General features: G+C 46.1%; 17 protein-coding genes. All 17 read left to right on the top strand.

Translation table 11 applies throughout. The annotated features are described in order from the left end of the window. The first annotated feature begins 50 nt into the window (after positions 1-50). The 17 genes from ACTO17_RS14400 to ACTO17_RS14320 all read left to right on the top strand — a co-directional run bounded on the left by ACTO17_RS14400 (position 51) and on the right by ACTO17_RS14320 (position 18,980). Positions 51-1,427, top strand: coding sequence for an ATP-binding protein (locus ACTO17_RS14400; protein WP_482558421.1), 1,377 nt, complete (start codon positions 51-53; stop codon positions 1,425-1,427). A 347-nt stretch (positions 1,428-1,774) separates the two neighbouring features. Beyond that, on the top strand, positions 1,775-2,314 hold the full coding sequence (locus tag ACTO17_RS14395) for a DUF6323 family protein (RefSeq protein ID WP_482558420.1): 540 nt from the start codon (positions 1,775-1,777) through the stop codon (positions 2,312-2,314). A 38-nt stretch (positions 2,315-2,352) separates the two neighbouring features. Then, complete coding sequence (locus tag ACTO17_RS14390) at positions 2,353-3,207, top strand: DUF6179 domain-containing protein (RefSeq protein ID WP_482558419.1); 855 nt, start codon at positions 2,353-2,355, stop codon at positions 3,205-3,207. Between the two features lie 110 nt (positions 3,208-3,317). Beyond that, on the top strand, positions 3,318-3,608 hold the full coding sequence (locus ACTO17_RS14385) for an autorepressor SdpR family transcription factor (protein ID WP_172538845.1): 291 nt from the start codon (positions 3,318-3,320) through the stop codon (positions 3,606-3,608). Further along, entirely contained in the window at positions 3,586-4,233 is a 648-nt protein-coding gene (locus tag ACTO17_RS14380) for an SdpI family protein (RefSeq protein ID WP_482558418.1), read from the top strand. Before ACTO17_RS14385 ends, ACTO17_RS14380 begins: the two co-directional genes overlap by 23 nt. Positions 4,234-4,350: 117 nt before the next feature. Beyond that, a complete protein-coding gene (locus tag ACTO17_RS14375; RefSeq protein ID WP_482558417.1) occupies positions 4,351-7,353 on the top strand; it encodes a DEAD/DEAH box helicase in 3,003 nt (1,000 codons plus the stop codon). 149 nt (positions 7,354-7,502) lie between these two features. After that, positions 7,503-7,862, top strand: coding sequence for a BlaI/MecI/CopY family transcriptional regulator (locus ACTO17_RS14370; protein ID WP_482558416.1), 360 nt, complete (start codon positions 7,503-7,505; stop codon positions 7,860-7,862). A gap of 11 nt (positions 7,863-7,873) precedes the next feature. Next, positions 7,874-9,448, top strand: coding sequence for a M56 family metallopeptidase (locus tag ACTO17_RS14365; protein WP_482558415.1), 1,575 nt, complete (start codon positions 7,874-7,876; stop codon positions 9,446-9,448). Continuing rightward, positions 9,445-9,591, top strand: coding sequence for a hypothetical protein (locus ACTO17_RS14360; protein ID WP_172538850.1), 147 nt, complete (start codon positions 9,445-9,447; stop codon positions 9,589-9,591). Before ACTO17_RS14365 ends, ACTO17_RS14360 begins: the two co-directional genes overlap by 4 nt. Before the next feature lie 132 nt (positions 9,592-9,723). Next, entirely contained in the window at positions 9,724-10,071 is a 348-nt protein-coding gene (locus ACTO17_RS14355; protein WP_172538851.1) for an Hpt domain-containing protein, read from the top strand. Positions 10,072-10,084: 13 nt separating this feature from the next. Next, positions 10,085-12,631 (top strand): hybrid sensor histidine kinase/response regulator, encoded by a 2,547-nt coding sequence (locus tag ACTO17_RS14350; protein WP_482558414.1) that lies wholly within the window; start codon positions 10,085-10,087, stop codon positions 12,629-12,631. 30 nt (positions 12,632-12,661) lie between these two features. Beyond that, positions 12,662-13,603 (top strand): cysteine synthase A, encoded by a 942-nt coding sequence (gene cysK, locus ACTO17_RS14345; RefSeq protein ID WP_172538853.1) that lies wholly within the window; start codon positions 12,662-12,664, stop codon positions 13,601-13,603. Between the two features lie 291 nt (positions 13,604-13,894). Beyond that, positions 13,895-15,517 (top strand): ABC transporter substrate-binding protein, encoded by a 1,623-nt coding sequence (locus tag ACTO17_RS14340; RefSeq protein WP_482558413.1) that lies wholly within the window; start codon positions 13,895-13,897, stop codon positions 15,515-15,517. 23 nt (positions 15,518-15,540) lie between these two features. Continuing rightward, the gene (locus ACTO17_RS14335; RefSeq protein WP_482558412.1) at positions 15,541-16,518 is read left to right on the top strand and encodes an ABC transporter permease; all 978 of its coding nucleotides are present in this window, start codon (positions 15,541-15,543) and stop codon (positions 16,516-16,518) included. Further along, positions 16,511-17,383 (top strand): ABC transporter permease, encoded by an 873-nt coding sequence (locus ACTO17_RS14330; RefSeq protein ID WP_482558411.1) that lies wholly within the window; start codon positions 16,511-16,513, stop codon positions 17,381-17,383. Before ACTO17_RS14335 ends, ACTO17_RS14330 begins: the two co-directional genes overlap by 8 nt. A 16-nt stretch (positions 17,384-17,399) precedes the next feature. Further along, positions 17,400-18,254, top strand: a complete 855-nt coding sequence (locus tag ACTO17_RS14325; protein WP_482558410.1) for an ATP-binding cassette domain-containing protein — start codon at positions 17,400-17,402, stop codon at positions 18,252-18,254. Between the two features lie 78 nt (positions 18,255-18,332). Beyond that, entirely contained in the window at positions 18,333-18,980 is a 648-nt protein-coding gene (locus ACTO17_RS14320; RefSeq protein WP_482558409.1) for an ABC transporter ATP-binding protein, read from the top strand. The last annotated feature ends 60 nt before the right edge of the window (positions 18,981-19,040 follow it).

Genomic DNA, 19,040 nt, shown 5'->3' with positions numbered 1-19,040 from the left:
TAGGATATGCAAGTCAAATGGGTATGTCTAATAGAAAGCAGGTGAAGAGAATGCCGGAACATCAGACAATAGAATGGAAAGAATTATGGCATGATGAATTTTTAGAGTGGATTTGCGGATATGCAAATGCTTATGGAGGAACACTTTATATTGGCAAAAATGACAATGGAGATGTTGTTGGACTTAGAGACAAAGATAGGAAAAAACTCCTGGAGTCTATTCCGAATAAAATTACAGATACAATGGGCATTGTAGCAGATGTCAACTTGCTATACGAAAATGATTTGCAATACATTGAGATTATTGTAGACAAGTACCCTTCCCTCATTAGCTATCATGGTAAATATTTTTATCGCTCTGGCAGTACAATGAGAACGATAACCGGAAAAGAATTAGATAAAGCGATTTTAAAATCGCAGGGAAGAACATGGGATGGTATGCCGATTCTGAAGTTGAAGGTAACAGATTTAAGAAAAGAGGCAATTGATTTACTGAAAGAAAAGGCGATAAGAAGAGGAAGGCTGACAGAGGAGGAAACAAGGGTTGATAATACAATATTGATGGAAAATCTTCACCTGATTGATGAAGATGGTTATCTGATAAGAGCAGCAATGTTGGCATTCTATAAAGATCCGGAGAAATGGGTTACAGGTTCCTATATTAAAATTGGCTATTTTGGAGATTCCGATGCTGATTTGAGGTATCAGGATGAAATACATGGCTCTCTCATTGAACAGGTGGATAAGGCCGTTGATTTAGTCTATACGAAATATTTGAAAGCATTGATTTTTTATGATGGCATTCAGAGAGTTGAGCAGTTTATGTTTCATAAGGATGCCTTTCGTGAGATTTTGCTGAATGCAATTGTGCATAAGGATTACAGTAGCTGCAATCCTATCCAAATCAGCGTATATGAAGATAAAATATATATTTGGAATGATGGTGAGATGCCATCTGAATTAAATTCTGCAGATAAACTGTTTATGAAGCATTCTTCTAAGCCGTATAATCCCAAGCTGGCGGGTATTTTCTTTAAGAGTGGAATGATTGAGGCGTGGGGAAGAGGCTTTGACAAAATCAGAGAGGCTTGTGCAAAGTATGATGCGCCATTGCCGGAATATAATATAAGTGCATCAGGGATTATGGTGCTTTGTAAGGCGTGTGATAAGTATTTGAAGCTACTAAATAGCAAGAAAGATACACATCTTGTTCATTTTGACCAAGATAATGACCAAGATGTGACCAAGATGATAATTGCTTTTTGTAAACAGCCGCATTCTGCAAAGGAAATCATGGATTATATTAGAATTAGTGATAGGAGTTTTTTTAGAAGGCATTATCTTAATCCGATGATGAATACAGGGAAGTTAAAAATGACAATTCCAGACAAGCCAAAAAGTGGAAATCAAAAATATTATGCGGAATAATTGATGTATTCATTATCTTGTTCATTTTGACCAAGATAATGAATATTTCAAAGTCGCAGGGGCAGAAAGTATAAGAGAAGGCTTTGAACACTACTTTTCCCGATGCACATCCTTCAGGGCAATACTGCCAGAGTTATTAAATGGCATTACAATAAAAAAGAGAGAAAAAGAAACAGCCAAGTACCGTTTCTTTTTCTCTCTGTATTTATTATACCACAGAAATTGCATAAACTCAAGACTGGCAATCTGCAATTCCCAATGCTATAATCAATCCCACGTACTGAAAATAGGCGGATTTCTGCAGGACGCAGATATTATTCCTGCAGTTAAATCAATGACAGGGAGGGATGTTCTTGGAAGAAAATTGGATGATTTTATTACAGCAGCAGAATCAACTGGGAAAAGTGATTGAAACAAATCAGGAGTCAGAGCGGTACGGACTTGTGTTAAGTGAACAGGATGCCAAACTGATTCTGGAGGAGAAAAACAATACGCTGCGGGAACAAAAACGCGTGGAATTCGGCGAGGGCATTACAACGAAAATCATTTATGAATTCTGCGATTCTGATTTTGTGGATCAGAATAATTATGTGGATACCATTATCCGGCTTCAGGAAATTTTTTATCTCTACAAAAATGAGATGAACGGTGAAATTACGGATGATGAATTGCTGCATCTGATGAAAGAACAATTTGAACTGATGTGTTATGGGGATTTGGACTATCTGGAAGGGACGTGCCTGAATATTTTTGCGCGGGCGATCCGGGCCGGGTATCAGGGGTATCAGAGTTCTGAGGGTTACCGGGAATATTCCAGGTTTGATGAAGTCCAGAGATGGGATTACGACGTGTATTTTGAGGTTTTGAAAGACCTTTGCTGGGGATAAGCGCAAAGGAACAGACATATGATTGGGGGTAATTGTGTATGGAACTGACGATGGAAGAACTTGTGCCGATTGTAGGAAAACTGGCTGAAAAATACACTGCTTTTGAACACACTTCTATGACCTATGAAGAGGCGCAGCAGTTGATGCAGGCCGTGAAATACTGTATCCATGAAACAGAAATATCCGTAAACCGGACTGCGGTTGCCGATGGAAACATGACGGCGCAAAAGCTCTATGAAGCCGGGGCAAAGCAGGTGGAAGAAAAAGCAAGGAAAGCATTGGAGCTTTACAATGAGATTACGCCGGCTTTTGTCTATTATGGCAATTACTGCCTGCATGACACAGTGATTGACGGCCTGCCGGAATTTTTCAAATGGTACGACATGAAATTCTGTCCCCAGGATACGATTTTGACGCTGGATTATCCGGTGCTGAAAAATCTTTCCGGCCTGGAGGGAATTGACAGAATTTATGAATTTATTTTATGCATCCGGACAGAACAGAAATTCCTGAATCTATTTCCGGAAGATTATGTGCGGAGTGCGCTGCTAAACTATGACAGCCGGTATGAGGACATGATAGAAAATATCTGCTGGGTGGTTCTTCGGGATATTGCATGCCATGTTATGGCTAAAAAGCCGCTGTCAGAACAGAAATTTACCGGGGAAGAATGCCAGAGGATACAGAGCGTCTGGGAACAGTCAGAGGCACAGGCGGAGGGCAGGATACCGAATGCCTGGGAACAGCCGAAGGCTCAGGCGGCAAAGGAGCAGGTCAGTCAGGCAGTCGCTTCACTGGTGCAGGAACATTCAGAAGATGCAGAAGAAATCCTTTTATATCTGGATGGGGCGTTGTTGGACATTTTTATCCGGTTGGGAGCTGCATCGGAATAGAGTGCAATTGGTAACTATTTAGAAAAATTTAAAAATACTTATTGATTATTTTCCCAAAAAGGATTAAAATAGTATTTAGAAAATATTCTAAATAGTTTGGAGTGATTGTTATGGGATTTGCAGAAACTTTTAAAGCATTGTCAGATCCGGTGAGAAGAGATATTTTAACGCTTCTGAGACAGAACCGCCTGTCCGCCGGGGAAATTGTCAGTAATTTCAACATGACCGGAGCAACCATTTCCTACCATCTGAGTGTGCTGAAGAAGGCGGAACTGGTGTATGAGCATCGGGAGAAGAATTTTATCTATTATGAGCTGAATGTATCTGTACTGGAAGAAGTAATGCTGTGGCTGTCGGAGCTGAAGGGAGAGAAGGATTATGAAGTTGCTGAAGGAAAATAAAGGATTTATTATACTTACAGGTCTGGCTGTACTGCTTCCCATGGCGGCAGGAATTCTGCTGTGGGATCAGCTTCCGGAGACATTGGCTACCCATTTCGGGCCAGATAATGAGCCCAATGGGTGGAGCAGCAGGACGTTTGCTGTTTTCGGCCTGCCTCTGTTTTGCTTTGCAGGGCACCTGGTCAGCGCGGCATATATGGCAATGGACCCCAGGAAACAGGGCATCGGCAGAAAAGTTTACCGTATGATGCTTCTCATCTGCCCCGGCGCTTCTTTAATGTGCGGCATCGGCATATACAGCTATGCGTTGTCCTGGGACATCAATGCTCCGCTTTTGGCCAAAATATTTATGGGAATTATCCTGATTACCGTGGGAAACTACCTTCCTAAAATCCGGCAGAATTATACGGTGGGATTAAAATTGCCATGGACGCTGTATAATGAAGAAAACTGGAACAAAACCCACAGGTTTGCCGGAGGGATTTGGATTCTTGCCGGAGCGTTTTTTATCCTGGATGCATGTTTGAATTTAGAAGGCATGTGGATTATTTTTACCCTTATGATAGTGATTCCGGTGATATATTCCCTGCTCATTTACCTGAGGGAACATAAGCAGAGCAGTTAAACTGCCGCTAGTTTAATCCAGTCTGAAATAAACTGCTCCCTGTTTTTCTGTTGTCATCCCCTCTATTTGGCGATATAATAAAAATATCGAAAAAGCCAGAAAACAGGGAGCGCAAAAATGAACACCATTTACCGGGATATTTTCAGAGCCATTCACGAGGGCAAATGGCTCAGTATTGAATACCGCAACAAGGAGCATCAGATTTCAAAATACTGGATCGGCATTTACAATCTGAATCCGGCAAAACGTACGCTGAAAGTGGAGGGACTGCACCTGGGCAGATACACCACGGAGACTTTCGACGTGATTTATATAGATTCCATTCTTTCTTCCAGTATTGTGGAAGGCTCTTACTGTCCTGTCAATCAGGAGCTGGTCAGGGATATTTATCTGAATCCCCATAAATATAAAGAATTGTTTGAACACCCCGTCAACCTGAAGATACTGAACTATCTGGAAATGTGCAACCGTCTGGATATGGTGCCCTATCACTCGGACTTTGAACTGATACGCCATTTGGATCGGGAGAGTTTTCACGGGGCGGATTACCCTCTGAACGAAGAACAGTTTCGCATGATTGTGAAATATTTTCAATACGGAACCAGGGAGAAAAAGGACGGAAAGCTGAGGCTGAAGCAGCTTGCCATGAATGTGCTCAGTATCCATACCCCCAGGGGATTATATGTTTTGGCTTACCGGAACCTGCAGTTGGATGTAAAACGCAGGGTTCTGCATCCGGAGGAGGATATTTCCATCTGCACCGAATACACATTGGACGGCAGAAAGGAAAATATACGGAAATATCTGGACGCCGAGGAATATGAACTTTTGAAGGAGTTTACACAGAATCAGGAGCAGATTAAGGACTGCATCACCCGCCATGGCAGCCAGGCCGTGGATGATATGCCGTATATGATCGGGCTGGGCATGGATATTCTTTTAGATCTGCACAAGGAATATGAGGCAGTCATTGAGATGTATCAGAAGGAGGAAGTGACCGCGCCCATCCGGGCTTTTTTCGGGGAAATGGTCAGCCGGCCGGTGCGCAGAAAGGCATACCCCATTGTGTTAGCGGATCAGAAGGTGAATCTGGATCAGCTTCTGGCCATTAACAATGCCATGAAATATCCGGTGGCTTACATTCAGGGGCCGCCGGGAACCGGAAAGACAAGCACCATCATCAATACCATAGTAACGGCTTTTTTCAATGAGAAAACCGTACTGTTTGCATCTTATAACAATCATCCCATCAACGGAGTGATGGAAAAACTGTTGGGAATGAAATATCAGAATCACAGGATTCCTTTTCCGGCGCTGCGTCTGGGAAGCAATGAGAAAATGCAGGAGGCCCTGGAATATATCAGGAACGTATATGAGCAGACCAGGAAAATCGCGGTTTATAAATCCACCCTGGACAGAAACCGGGAGGACAGGATTGAGCGGGCAAAACGGCTGTCCGGCTTGCTGCGCAGATACGAGGAGCGGTTAGATTTAGAGGAACGTAGGGAAACCATTCACCGGGTACTGGAATTTGAAAATGAACAGAATATATCCTTTCAAATGCTGCCGTTTCAGGCGGATTTGCAGGGAAGGCAGATGGAGCAGGTGAAACGCAGAATTGAAAAGACAGGGGATATTACGGAAGAAGAGGCTTTTTCTCTGTTGGATGACAATGTGGAGGAATTGAAAAAGTACCTGTATTACACGTCAGCCAGTTATATCAAAAAAATTGATTTACCCAGACATGAGGAACTGAAAAACATTATTTTCAATCAGAATAAAAAGCTGCAGTTAGAGGAATTTGCCAGGTATCTCAGCAAGAAAGAAAATATCCGCAAGCTGCAGGAAATTTTCCCCATTGTGGCCACCACCTGCATTTCCGCCCATAAACTGGGAGAGCCGGAGCCCATGTTTGACATGGTGATTATGGATGAGGCCAGTCAGTGCAATCTGGCGGTGTCTCTGGTTCCGGTGATTCGGGGCGGCAGCCTGATGCTGGTGGGAGATCCCCAGCAGCTGAATCCGGTGATTCAGTTAGAAGAACTGGTTAATCAGAAATTAAGGAAAAAATACAATATTTCCGAGGAATATGACTACCGGAAAAATTCCATTTACAAAACCTTTCTGGCTTGCGACGCGGTCAGCGATGAAATCCTTCTTCACTACCATTACCGCTGCCATGAGAAAATCATTGGATTTAACAACAAGAAATATTACAATGAAAAACTCTGTATTAAGACGAAAAGCGATGAAAAAGAGCCTCTGCTGTACATTGATGTAAAGGACAGCCAGAGCAATGGGAAAAATACCGCGCCTGCCGAGGTGGAGGAGATCCTGCGTTATGCCGCCGCAAACCGGGATAAGACCATAGGGGTGATTACGCCTTTTGTAAATCAGAGAAAACTGTTGGAAGAAGCGGCCAGGGAAGCCCGTCTTGCCAATGTGGACTGCGGAACCGTCCATGCTTTTCAGGGAGATGAAAAAGATGTGGTGCTGTTTTCCACTGCCATCACCCAACAGACCGGGCAGGGCACCTATCAATGGCTGAAAAATAATAAAGAACTCATCAATGTGGCAACTTCCCGGGCCCGGGACAAGCTGGTGATTCTGGCGGATATGAAGCATCTGGACTGGCTGCATCAGCAGGACAAAGAAGATGATTTCTACGAACTGGTGCAGTATACCAGACAGAACGGAATGTCGAAGGTCACCCAGAAAAAAGCCAATTCCCGGGCCCTTGGGGTAAAGCCCTTCAGTACGGAAACAGAAGAAGCGTTCCTGAAGAATTTAAATCATGCACTGGAAAATATCTGGCTGTCTCAGAACCGTTTTTTCGTGCAGCAGAAAGTGGATGCAGAGGAATTGTTTCCAGAGTATCCCGGGCATCAGTTTGATTTCGTAGTGTATGAAAAGCAAAAGGACGGGGAAATTCCGGTACTGGCCATTGAACTGGAGGGACGGGAGCAGCTGGAAGAGGAGCTTCTGCGGCAGCGGGAGCGGCAAAAGCAGGAAATCAGCGATGTTTTTGACCTGCAGGTGATCCGGGTGGAAAACTCCTATGCCAGACGGTACAATCATATCAAGGAGATTTTGATGAATTTCTTTTCCAGAAAACATTAGTACTGCAGCGAAGGTTTTATAGTTGGATACGGACAGAACTGCCGGATTGCCCTTTGACACACAAACTAAAAATCATTTTGTATTGACAAAGTGAAACTACTATAGTAGTATAGATTTATAGACTACTGTAGTAGTTTCGGGAGGTTCGTATGGAAGTGAAATTATTTGATTCAGAATTGAAGGTGATGGACGTGCTCTGGCGGGAAGGGGACGCCACAGCCAAGTATATTTCTGAGGTATTGAGAGACGAAGTGGGATGGAATAAGAACACCACCTATACTTTAATTAAAAGATGCATGAAAAAAGGGGCCATTGAACGTCTCGAACCGAATTTTATGTGCCGTGCCCTGATTCCCAAGGAGGAAGTGCAGGAAGCGGAAACCGAGGAGCTGATTAATAAGATATATGACGGATCGGCAGATAAATTATTTGCCGCGCTGTTAAACAGAAGAAAATTCTCCCGGGAGGAGATTTGCAGGCTAAAGCAGTTGGTGGAAGATTTGGAGTGAGGTGAGGGCAGATGACATTGTGGGAGATGAGCGTTTCCGGCGGAATTTTAATTCTGGTGATTCTGGCAGCCCGCCGATTGTTTCAGAACAGACTGCCTGGCAGTACTTTTTTGATACTGTGGATGGCGGCTCTTTTGCGGCTTCTGGTTCCCTGGTATGTGGAAGCGCCTTTTAGTGTTTATACGCTGTGGGAGAGTTCTGGAATTGCAGACGGATTTGAGAAGGCTGCAGGAAGTTTAACTTCAAAGGACAGGAGTGTGAGCGATTCCGGTGAAAGAGACGGGGGCTTTTCTGGCCAAGAAGCAGAGAATGGAATGGGAAACAGCTTCCGTGAAGGGACAGAGAGCGCTGCAGGGGAAACAGAAAATGGGACAGTAAGCGGAGAATTGCTGTGTTTCAGAGGAGCCGCGGGGCTTTCCCTGCCAAAGCTTCTATGGCTGAGCGGGGGACTGATCTGCGCAGGATTTTACCTGACTGCATATCTGAAATACCGCAGACTGTTTCGCGTCTCACTGCCGGCGGAAGATCCGGCGGTCCGTGAATGGCTGCAGTCAGTTACGATGAAGCGTAACCTGCAGGTACGCAGCCTGGATTTGATTGCAACGCCGATGACTTATGGCGTGCTGCGGCCGGTAATTCTGCTGCCCAAAGGAATTCAGTGGGAAGACGCCCGGCAGATGAAGTTTGTTTTGACCCATGAACTGATCCACATCCGCAGGTTTGACGCAGTATGGAAATTTATGCTTGTGGCTGCCGTATGCATTCACTGGTTTAATCCATTGGTGTGGCTGATGCAGATTTTGGCAAACAGGGATTTGGAACTGGCCTGTGATGAAAAAGTCGTTGAGCAGTTCGGGCAGGATGCCAGAAGGGCCTATGCCATGTCTTTAATCAGTCTGGCGGGGCACGATGACAGCAGGATTTCCTGGGGAAGCGGATTCAGCAAAGATGCAATGGAAGAAAGGATTGCTGCGATTATGAAAAAGAAAAGGTTTACAGTTGGCTCCTTTGCAGGAGCGGGAATTCTGGTGATGTTTGTGGCCGTCTTGTTTGCAGCCTCTCTGCTGCAGAAAACGGCCGGAGAAAACGTTGGGGCAGCAGAGGAAGAAAAAGATAACAGGATTTTGACAGAAACAGAAGAAATCAAAGAAGGCAGCAGGATTTTGGCGCAGACAGAACCGGCGGCAGCGGATAAGGTGCCGGATTTGGAGCAGTTCAGTCATTCTGACGGAATGGTTTTGCTTCCTCTGCCCAAGAAAAATCCGACGGATCTGTCGGAAGGAATAGATTCTGAGACGGTATGGGAAGGGGAGCCCCGGGAAAAAGAACCCTTTGTTCTCTTTCTCAAAAATATTTCCCGAAGCCCTGAGTTTCCCGAGTATGAGAATTACGGACTGGTTTATGACGAGGAAAACGCGCATTTTTTGTATGAGGGAGAAATTGTAGGATATTTTAAAGATGAAATGGGGCCGAATCAGTTCCGCAGGTTTACAGACGAAGAAGGCGCTGTAGAGATAGTGGTGGAGCGGGATAAGTCCTGGAACATGACTGGATTTGCAGTGAACCGTATGGAAGAAAAACAATGAGTCACGTGCCGGTTTTTACCATGTATCATGAGATGGACCCCAAAGGAAAAGCGGCTGTTTCAGTTGTGCTGGCAGTCTGCGTTTCGGAAAAAATCATATCACAGCAGAAATCAACAAAACAGGGCTGTGGGGAATCCGGTTAATTTCCCGCTGCCCTATTTACTTTTTTTGCAAAAATGCCTCTAAATTAAACGGTTTCACAAACTTGTTGCGATATGAATTGAAATATGCTACAATAAAAATATTGAAATTACAGAGAAAAAGGAGATATTTTTATGAATCTACTTGATGAACTGAGAAAATTAGGCGTGAGCGTAGATGAAGGAGTAAAGCGGTTGGGAGGCAGTGCTGCCATTTATAAAAAAATGTTGAAAACTTTTGCAAAAATGATGAAAGAGTATGCCGTTGAGCCTGATTATGACGGAAAAGACTATGAAGATATCATTGAGAAGGCCCATGCAATCAAAGGAGCTTCCGGAAATTTATCTGTAACTCCGGTGTATGAAGCGTACAGTGAGATGGTGGATCTGCTGCGCAAAGGACAACCGGAAGAAGCGAGGGGGGTTCTTGTGAAAATACTGCCTGTCCAGGAGAAGATCATAAGCGCCATAGATAATTCATAATATGGAGGGTCAGATGGAAAAGAATGTTAGAAAGTTTTTGAGGAACAGCTTTGTCAGCGTAATTGGCGTCTGCGTTGTGGTATTTATCGGACTGGTGCTGGTTATGGGCAAGCGGACAGAAGATACCATTGATGAAATCAGTGAAATCTACATGTCTGAAATGAACACTCAGTTGGGACAGAAGTTTACCTCAATCATAGGACTGCGTTTGGAGCAGGTACAGGGATTGATTCGTCAGACCCCGCCGAATTTTGACGAGTACAATGAAGCGTTTATAAGCGAGCTTACAAACGGCGGAGAGGTCAGGGAATTCTCATTTTTAGGATTGTATGCGGAGGACGGCGAACTGGAAACTCTTTACGGCGGTCAGATAACGATTTCTCAGGAATCCATAATTCAGTCTTTGAAAAAAGACGGAAATATTGTAACCATGGGGATGAATGACAAAGAGGAGCGGATGCTGATTCTGGGAAGAGGAGCGGAATACCCCATGAAAAACGGGGGCAAGAGCATAGCGCTGATTGCCGGGGTTCCTATGGATTATCTGAAGGAAGTTTTGTTTCTGGACTCTAATGACACTCTGGTGTACACTCATATCATTGACAGCGACGGTAATTTTGTGATTCGCAGCGGAGATGCATTTCGGGAAAGCTATTTCGAACGGATTATGTCAGAAGCAAAGGATCACAAAGGCAGTGCGGAGGAGTATGTATCCGAATTGCGGGAAGCAATGAAAAACGGGGAAGATTATTCGAAACTGGTTACCATTAATGGAGAGAAGCGGTATACGTATTGTACACCGATAGAGGAGAACCATGACTGGTATCTTATCACCGTTATGAATAATGAAGCTATGGATGCGCCTATCAGCGCTTTGGATCTTCAGCGGATCGGAATTATGATTGGATCTTCCTTTATGATATTAGTGGCTATGTCAATTGTATTTCTGCTGTATTTCCGGTTTTCAATCCGCCAGATGGAAGAACTGAATTCTGCAAAACAGAAGGCAGTCCGTTCGGATAAGGCCAAAAGTGAATTTCTTTCCAGTATGAGCCATGATATCCGGACGCCGATGAATGCCATTATCGGAATGACGGAGATTGCGCTGAAGAATATCAAAGATCCGGAGCGTGTGGTGGACTGCCTGAGTAAAGTCAAGCTGTCCAGTAAACATTTGTTGGGATTAATTAATGACGTACTTGATATGTCCAAGATTGAAAGCGGCAAAATGACCTTGAATATGAATCAGATGTCGCTGCGGGAAGCCATGGACGATATTGTGAATATCATGCAGCCCCAGGTAAAATCAAAACATCAGTATTTTGATATTTTTATTCAGTCTATCCGGTCGGAAGAGGTATTCTGTGATTCGGTGCGTCTGAATCAGGTGCTTCTGAACCTTTTATCGAATGCAACGAAGTTTACGCCGGAGGAAGGGCGGATTGACGTACATCTGTATCAGGAAGAATCGCCCAAAGGCGAAGATTATATCCGCACCCATTTCGTGGTGGAGGATACGGGAATTGGAATGTCTGAGGAATTCCAGAGGAAAATTTTTGACAGCTTTGAACGGGAGGATTCCGATCAGGTGGCCAAAATTATGGGAACCGGACTGGGTATGTCTATTACCAAAGCGATTGTGGACTTGATGCAAGGCACTATCAAATTAACCAGTGAACAGGGCAAAGGAAGTAAATTCCATATTACACTGGATTTGAAGAAGTGTGAGATTGACGAAAGAGATATGATGCTGCCTCATTGGGATGTACTGGTGGTGGATGACAATGAACAGCTGTGTACAAGCGCAGTTTCTAATCTGCAGGAGTTGGGTGTACATACGGAGTGGTCTTTGGACGGCAGGCAGGCAGTACGCATGATTGAAGACAGGCATTTGCAGAACAATGACTACGACTTTGTGTTGGTAGACTGGAAAATGCCCCATATGAACGGAATTGAAGTGATCCGTGAAATGCGGAATGTGACAGTGGGCAATAAGATTCCTGCTTTTCTGATTTCTGCTTATGACTGGAGTGAATTAGAGGAAGAAGTGGATGCTTCTGAAATTGAAGGATTTATTGCCAAGCCCTTGTTTAAATCTACGCTGTACCTGTATCTGAAAAAATATATGGAAGGCGAGGATTTTGCCAGTGAGAGTGAAGAAATCGAAATAGATTTTGAAGGAAAGCATATTCTTCTGGCAGAGGACATTGACGTGAACTGGGAATTTATCAGTGAGATTTTAAGCTCGGTGGGATTGATTCTGGAACGGGCCATCAACGGAAAAGAGTGTCTGGAGATGTTTGAAGCCTCTGAAATTGGTTTTTATGACGCAATTCTGATGGATATCCGTATGCCGGTAATGAATGGATATGACGCCACCATCGCAATCCGCAGTCTGGAACGGAGCGATAACGGACTGCCGATTATTGCCATGACCGCTGATGCATTTTCTGATGATGCACAGCATTGTCTGGAAGTTGGGATGGATGCACATATTGCAAAGCCCATTGATTTGAAAGAGTGTATGCGGACACTGCAGAAATATTTGAATCAGGAATAATGAAATGAAAGAATAACGGAGGCCAGAGTAATGAGTCAAATTAAGGAGAGCGCACTGGAACTGATCGGGGGAACCCCCATACTGAAGCTGAACGGATATATGAAGAAGACATGTATTACAGATGCGGTGATTCTTGCAAAACTGGAATATCTGAATCCGGCGGGTTCTGTGAAAGATCGCATTGCCCTGGCAATGATAGAAGATGCCGAGAAAAAAGGCATTTTGAAAGAAGGAGCAACCATTATTGAGCCTACCAGCGGCAACACAGGAATCGGCCTTGCATCTGCTGCTGCGGCAAAGGGTTACCAGGCAATTCTGACTTTGCCGGATACCATGAGCATGGAGCGGAGAAATCTGCTGAAAGCTTATGGGGCGAAACTGGTACTGACAGAAGGAGCCCGCGGGATGCAGGGAGCCATTGATAAAGCGGAAGAACTGAAAAATGAAATCGAAGGCGCTGTAATTTTAGGGCAGTTTGTGAATCCGGCCAACCCCGCAGTGCACAAAGCCACAACAGGACCGGAAATCTGGCAGCAGACCGATGGAGCCGTGGATATCTTTGTGGCAGGCGTTGGGACAGGAGGAACCATTACCGGTGTTGGGGAATACCTAAAGGAGCAGAAGCCTGATGTGAAAATTGTGGCAGTGGAGCCTGCCGCAAGTCCGGTGCTTTCAGAAGGAACCTCAGGCCCCCACAAAATCCAGGGAATCGGCGCAGGCTTTGTGCCGGAGGTTCTGAATCCGGAGATATATGACGAAGTGATTGCCATAGAGAACGAGGATGCTTTTGCTGAGGGGAAAGCCTTTGCGGTAAGCGAAGGAATTCTGGTGGGCATATCCTCCGGGGCGGCGTTAAAAGCGGCGGCGATTTTGGCCGGCCGGCCGGAAAACAGCGGTAAGACAATTGTTGCTTTGCTGCCGGATTCCGGCGACAGATATTTGTCTACGCCATTATTTCAGGATAACGAGTAAACAGTACCCCTTTGAATTGCAGGGAAACGGTAATTTTTAGGATAACGAGTAAACAATACCCCTTTGAATTGCAGAGAAACGGTAATTTTCAGAATATTAATTTAAAACCGCCTTTTTCCAGGCGCAGAAGAGATGGACTTAGTCATAATCTTCTGTCTGCATGGAGAAAGGCGGTTTTGAATGATTAAAAATAGCTGTGACAGCGAAACATCCCCCCAGGAGGCTTCCCACCTTTTGGGGGTTATGATAGAATGATGAAATGCGAAAAGCGCACAGAGAGGAAACAGAGCGATGAAGAAAGAGAAAAGGGATAATATCTGCAGCAGTAAAGCAGTGTGGATGATGTGCTGTATAGCACTGGCGCTGTACAGTATGGCGGCAGGCTGCGGGGCCAAAGAGGATGCTTCTGACAGTATTGTCTGCTATGTGGGCCATGGATTCTGGGATGGTTCCCTTGATCCGGTGAAGGGCGGGTTTGCCTACGGATACGATTTTGTCAACAATAGTTTGGTGCGGGTAAACGCCCAGTCAGAATATGAAGGAGATTTGGCAGAAAGCTGGGAGATTTCCGAAGATGCGCTGACTTATACCTATCGGCTGAAACAGGGAATTCATTTTCAGGACGGCTCTGATTTTACAGCGGAGGATGTGGTGTTTACGTATGAAACAGTGATGGCAAATCAGGGACAGAATGAAAAAGTGGATTTGTCAAAGGTGGAAAAAGTAGAAGCATTGGACGACTATACGGTGAAATTCACTTTAAAAGAGCATTTTTCTCCTTTTCTGGACACCACTGCCCAGCTTGGAATTGTGCCTGCCGGCGGATACGACAGCACATCATTTGACCAGAAGCCAGTGGGGACCGGCCCGTGGAAAGTGGTGCAGTATGATATGGAGCAGCAGTTAATTGTGGAGGCGAATGAAGATTACTTTGAAGGAGCCCCCAAAGTGAAACGGGTAACCTTCGTGGATATGGACAATGAAGCGGCCTTTTCCAACGCCAGCTCCGGACAGTTGGATGTGGTGATGGTGCAGCCTTCTTACAGCGAAGAAACCGTAAAGGGAATGCATATGGAAAAATTAGAAACCATAGACGTGAGAAATATCAGCCTTCCCTGCCGGAAACCGGAGAAGATTGTCAATGATGCCGGAGAGGAGCTGTCCGTTGGAAATGCAGTTACCTCTGATTTGGCTGTGCGCAAAGCGCTGTCTCTTGGAATCAGCCGCCAGGAAGTGATTGACCATGCGTTTAATGGGGTGGGCCGGCCGGCAGAAGGATGGACAGACAATTTAATCTGGGGAAATACAAAGGTGTACGGAGACGCCAGAACGGAAGAAGCCAGGCAAATCTTGGAAGAGGCCGGATGGAAGGACAATGATGGTGACGGAATCCGGGAAAAAGACGGAGTGGCCTGTACATTTGAAGTTTACACTCCCTCAGATGAACCGGATCGTTATCTTTTGGCAGCGGCAGCGGCGGAAAATATCAAAGAATTGGGAATTTCCATAGAGGTAAAGCAGGCCTCCTGGGATGAAATTGCAGTGAAATCCTACACCCAGGGCGCAGTGTGGGGCTTTGGACAGTACAGCCCTATGGTACTGGACAACCAGTTTCAGTCCGGTCATTTTACGGTACAGACGTACAGCAATCCCAGCGGCTATCAGAACGAAAAGGCGGACAGCCTGATTGCAGAAGCCATTGCAGCCAACAACCAGGAGGCTGCCGTTGCGGCCTGGAAGGAAATTCAGACAACGTATGCCCAGGATTATCCATATTTGTATCTGGTCAATATTGAGCATTGCTATTTCATCAGCGACAGACTGGATATTTCAAAGGATACCCAGATTCCCCACCCCCACGGCCACGGAATCCCGATTATCTGTAATATGAAAGACTGGGAAATTATTAATTGAATGCCAGCGGAAAGGATGCTCCGATGATGAAAAAAATTATGTTAACGGCTCTGCGTATGCTGACTTTGCTGACAGCCATAAGCATTCTCTCATTTTTAATGATGGCAAAAGCTCCGATAGACCCGCTGACGGCCTATATCGGAACCAATTCCACCATTTCAGAGGATGCCAGAGAGGAGATTACAGAATACTGGGGTCTGAATGCTCCGCCTCTGGAACGGTTTATGACCTGGGCAGGCAATACCTTGCGGGGGGAGTTCGGCATGTCTATTGTCTACAAACAGCCGGTATTGACGGTAATCAAAGAACGGTTTCGGTATTCTCTGGCGCTGATGCTGATTGCCTGGATCAGTTCCGGGATTCTTGGATTTGTGTTGGGAATTGGAGCGGCAGTCTGTAAGGACAGCATTCTGGATCGGGGGCTCAGGACAGTCTGTCTGGTCTTTCAGTCTGCTCCCACCTTTTGGGTGGGCCTTATCATGCTCAGTGTTTTTGCAGTAAATCTGGGCTGGTTTCCCATTGGACTGGCGGCACCTATGGGAAAAATGGCTTCGGAGGTAACGCTTGCAGAGCGGATATATCATTTGATTCTGCCCTCTATTACCTTAAGCATTCTGGGTATTGGAAAGATCACCTTGTATACAAGACAGAAATTATTGGAAATACTGGACAGTGAATTTATGCTGTATGCCAGGGCCAGAGGTGAAAATACATGGCAGATGGTAAAAAGCCATGGAATCCGGAATATTGCAATTCCGGCTATTACGGTGCAGTTTGCTTCCTTCAGTGAATTGTTCGGCGGAATTGCCCTGGCGGAAACAGTGTTTTCTTATCCGGGAATCGGAAGCGCGGTGACTGCGGCGGGCCTTGGCGGGGATGTACCGCTGCTGCTTGGAATTGCCATATTCAGCGCAGTATTTGTGTTTACTGGAAATCTTATTGCGAATATTCTGTACGGCATGGTAGATCCCAGGATTCGGGAGGGGGTTTCCCATGAGTGACAGAAGCTTTCAAAAGGCTCAGAAAAGGGACGCAGCAGAACTATTTTGGAACCGGAGAAGGAGAACGCTGTTTGTTCTGGGCGCAGCCGTTTTGTATTTGACGGTTACTCTGGCAGCCGGATGGTTTATGAGTCCGGAATGCTATGACATAGATTACAGTGCAAAATTTACGGCGCCTTGCCCGGCGCATCCCTTCGGCACAGATTACATGGGCAGGGATATGTTTTTCCGGAGTGTGAAGGGGCTTTCTAACAGCATTGGGGCGGGAATTCTGGCTTCAGCAGTCAGCTCCGTGATTGCCCTGATACTGGGAACGGCGGCAGCGCTGCAGGGAGGGGCGTTGGATCGGTTTATCAACTGGTGCGTGGATTTGTGTATGGGAATTCCCCATTTGATTCTGCTGATTCTGATCTCTTTTATGGCGGGCAAAGGGGGCAGAGGTGTGCTGATTGCAGTGGCGCTGACCCATTGGCCGGAATTAACCCGTCTGGTGCGGGCAGAAGTGCTGCAAATCCGATCAGCCCGGTATGTGCAGGCGTCTTACCGAATGGGAAAGACCAGGCAGGAGGTGGCAAAAGAGCATATTCTGCCCCAAGTCCTTCCAGTGTATCTGATCGGTGTGGTGCTGTTGTTTCCCCATGCCATTATGCATGAAGCCGCCATCACGTTTCTGGGCTTTGGATTTCCGGCGGAGGTTCCGGCCATCGGCGTGATTTTGTCAGAGTCCATGAACCATATTACCACCGGAAAATGGTGGATGGCTGTTTTTCCGGGACTGATGCTTTTGACGGCTGTGATGCTGTTGGATGCGGCGGGAGAAAATCTGAAGCGGCTGCTGAATCCAAACAGCGGCAATGAAGCGTAATGCGGGAGGAAGATACATGAAAGGACAAAAAGAACCGGTGCTCGCCGTAAAGGAGCTGTGCGTTTCTTTTACCATGTATGACAGAGGGCTGAACCGTCGGGAATTTGAGATGGTGCATCAGCTTTCGCTTACGGTAAATGCAGGAGAAATTGTGGCGGTGGCAGGCTCCAGCGGTTCCGGGAAAAGCCTGTTGGCTCATGGGATTCTTGGGATTTTGCCGGAAAATGCAAAAGTGACCGGAACCATGGAATTCTGCGGCAGGAGGCTGGAGAAAGCATCCCTGAAAAAACTGAGAGGGCGGGAGATTGCTTTTATTCCCCAGTCGGTGAAATATCTGGACCCTTTGATGAAAGTGGGCCGGCAGGTAATTGGCCCCTGCAGCAGAGCGGAGAAAAAAGAGCGGCAGGAGAAGCTGAAGCAGGTATTTGCCCGGTATCAGCTGGAGGAATCTGTGGCAAATCTGTATCCTTATCAGCTGTCCGGCGGCATGGCAAGGCGGGTGCTGATTTCCGGCGCAGTAATGAAGCCGGCCAAACTGATTGTGGCAGACGAGCCCACGCCGGGGCTGCAGGAGGAGCTGGCCAGGGAAACGCTGTGTAATTTCCGGGAGCTGGCCAGGGAAGGGTGCGGCGTGCTGCTTATTACCCATGACATAGATCTGGCATTGCAGATGGCAGATCGGATTGCCATTTTTTATGACGGAAAAATACTGGAGACCGTGCCGGTTACGGCTTTTTCGGGAGATGGCAGGGCCCTTACCCATCCGTACAGCAGGGCTTTTTTAAGAGCGCTTCCCCAGAATGAATTTACAGCGGAGCAGAAGCTTCCGGGCACAGGAAATGCAGAAGGTTTTCGTCAGCGTATAATTTGACAGCAGAAAGTTTTTATCAATCTAAGATTTGACTTTTTATCAATCTGTGCTTTAGCAGCGGAAAGAGGAGGTAGAGTTATGCAGGAATTTCACAGAGAGCCGGCCCTTCAGGCGGCGCATATCAGTTTCCGGTATCAGAAAAATGCTCCCTGGGTGTTAAAAGACGTGAACCTTGAAGTGGAAGCCGGAGAGCGGGTGGCTCTGGTGGGGCCCTCCGGCTGCGGAAAGAGTACGCTGGCCGGAATTCTGGCAGGCTATGAGACGCCGGAAAGCGGTGAAGTTTTATGGGAGGGAAAGCCGCTGGAACGGAGAGGTTACTGTCCCGTTCAGATGATTGGGCAGCACCCGGAGCAGACAGTAAATCCCCGGTGGAGGATGGAGAAAATTCTGCGGGAATGCTGGAACCCAAAGGAAGAGTTGCTGCAGAGGATGGGAATTGAAAAAAGCTGGATGACGCGGTGGCCCATTGAACTATCCGGCGGGGAACTGCAGCGGTTCTGCATTGCCCGGGTATTGGGGCCTGAGACAAAATTTCTGGTTTGCGATGAAATCAGCACGATGCTGGATGTGATTACACAGGCGCAGATTTGGCAGATTCTTCTGGAGGAGACAGAAAGACGCAGGATGGGAATGCTTGTAATCACCCATAACCGGTCGTTGGCCGAACGGGTTTGCAGCAGAATTGTAAATCTGGAAGAAATTAATCATGAAGCTTCATTTGCTTAAAAAAAGGGCTGTCCGGAAATGAAATTTATGTACAATATATGGTTGCGATATCCAATGAAT

The sequence above is a fragment of the Petralouisia sp. genome (genome assembly GCF_056822245.1).
Note: the sequence above shows the minus strand (reverse complement) of the source record. Positions and strands in the feature narration are given on the sequence as shown.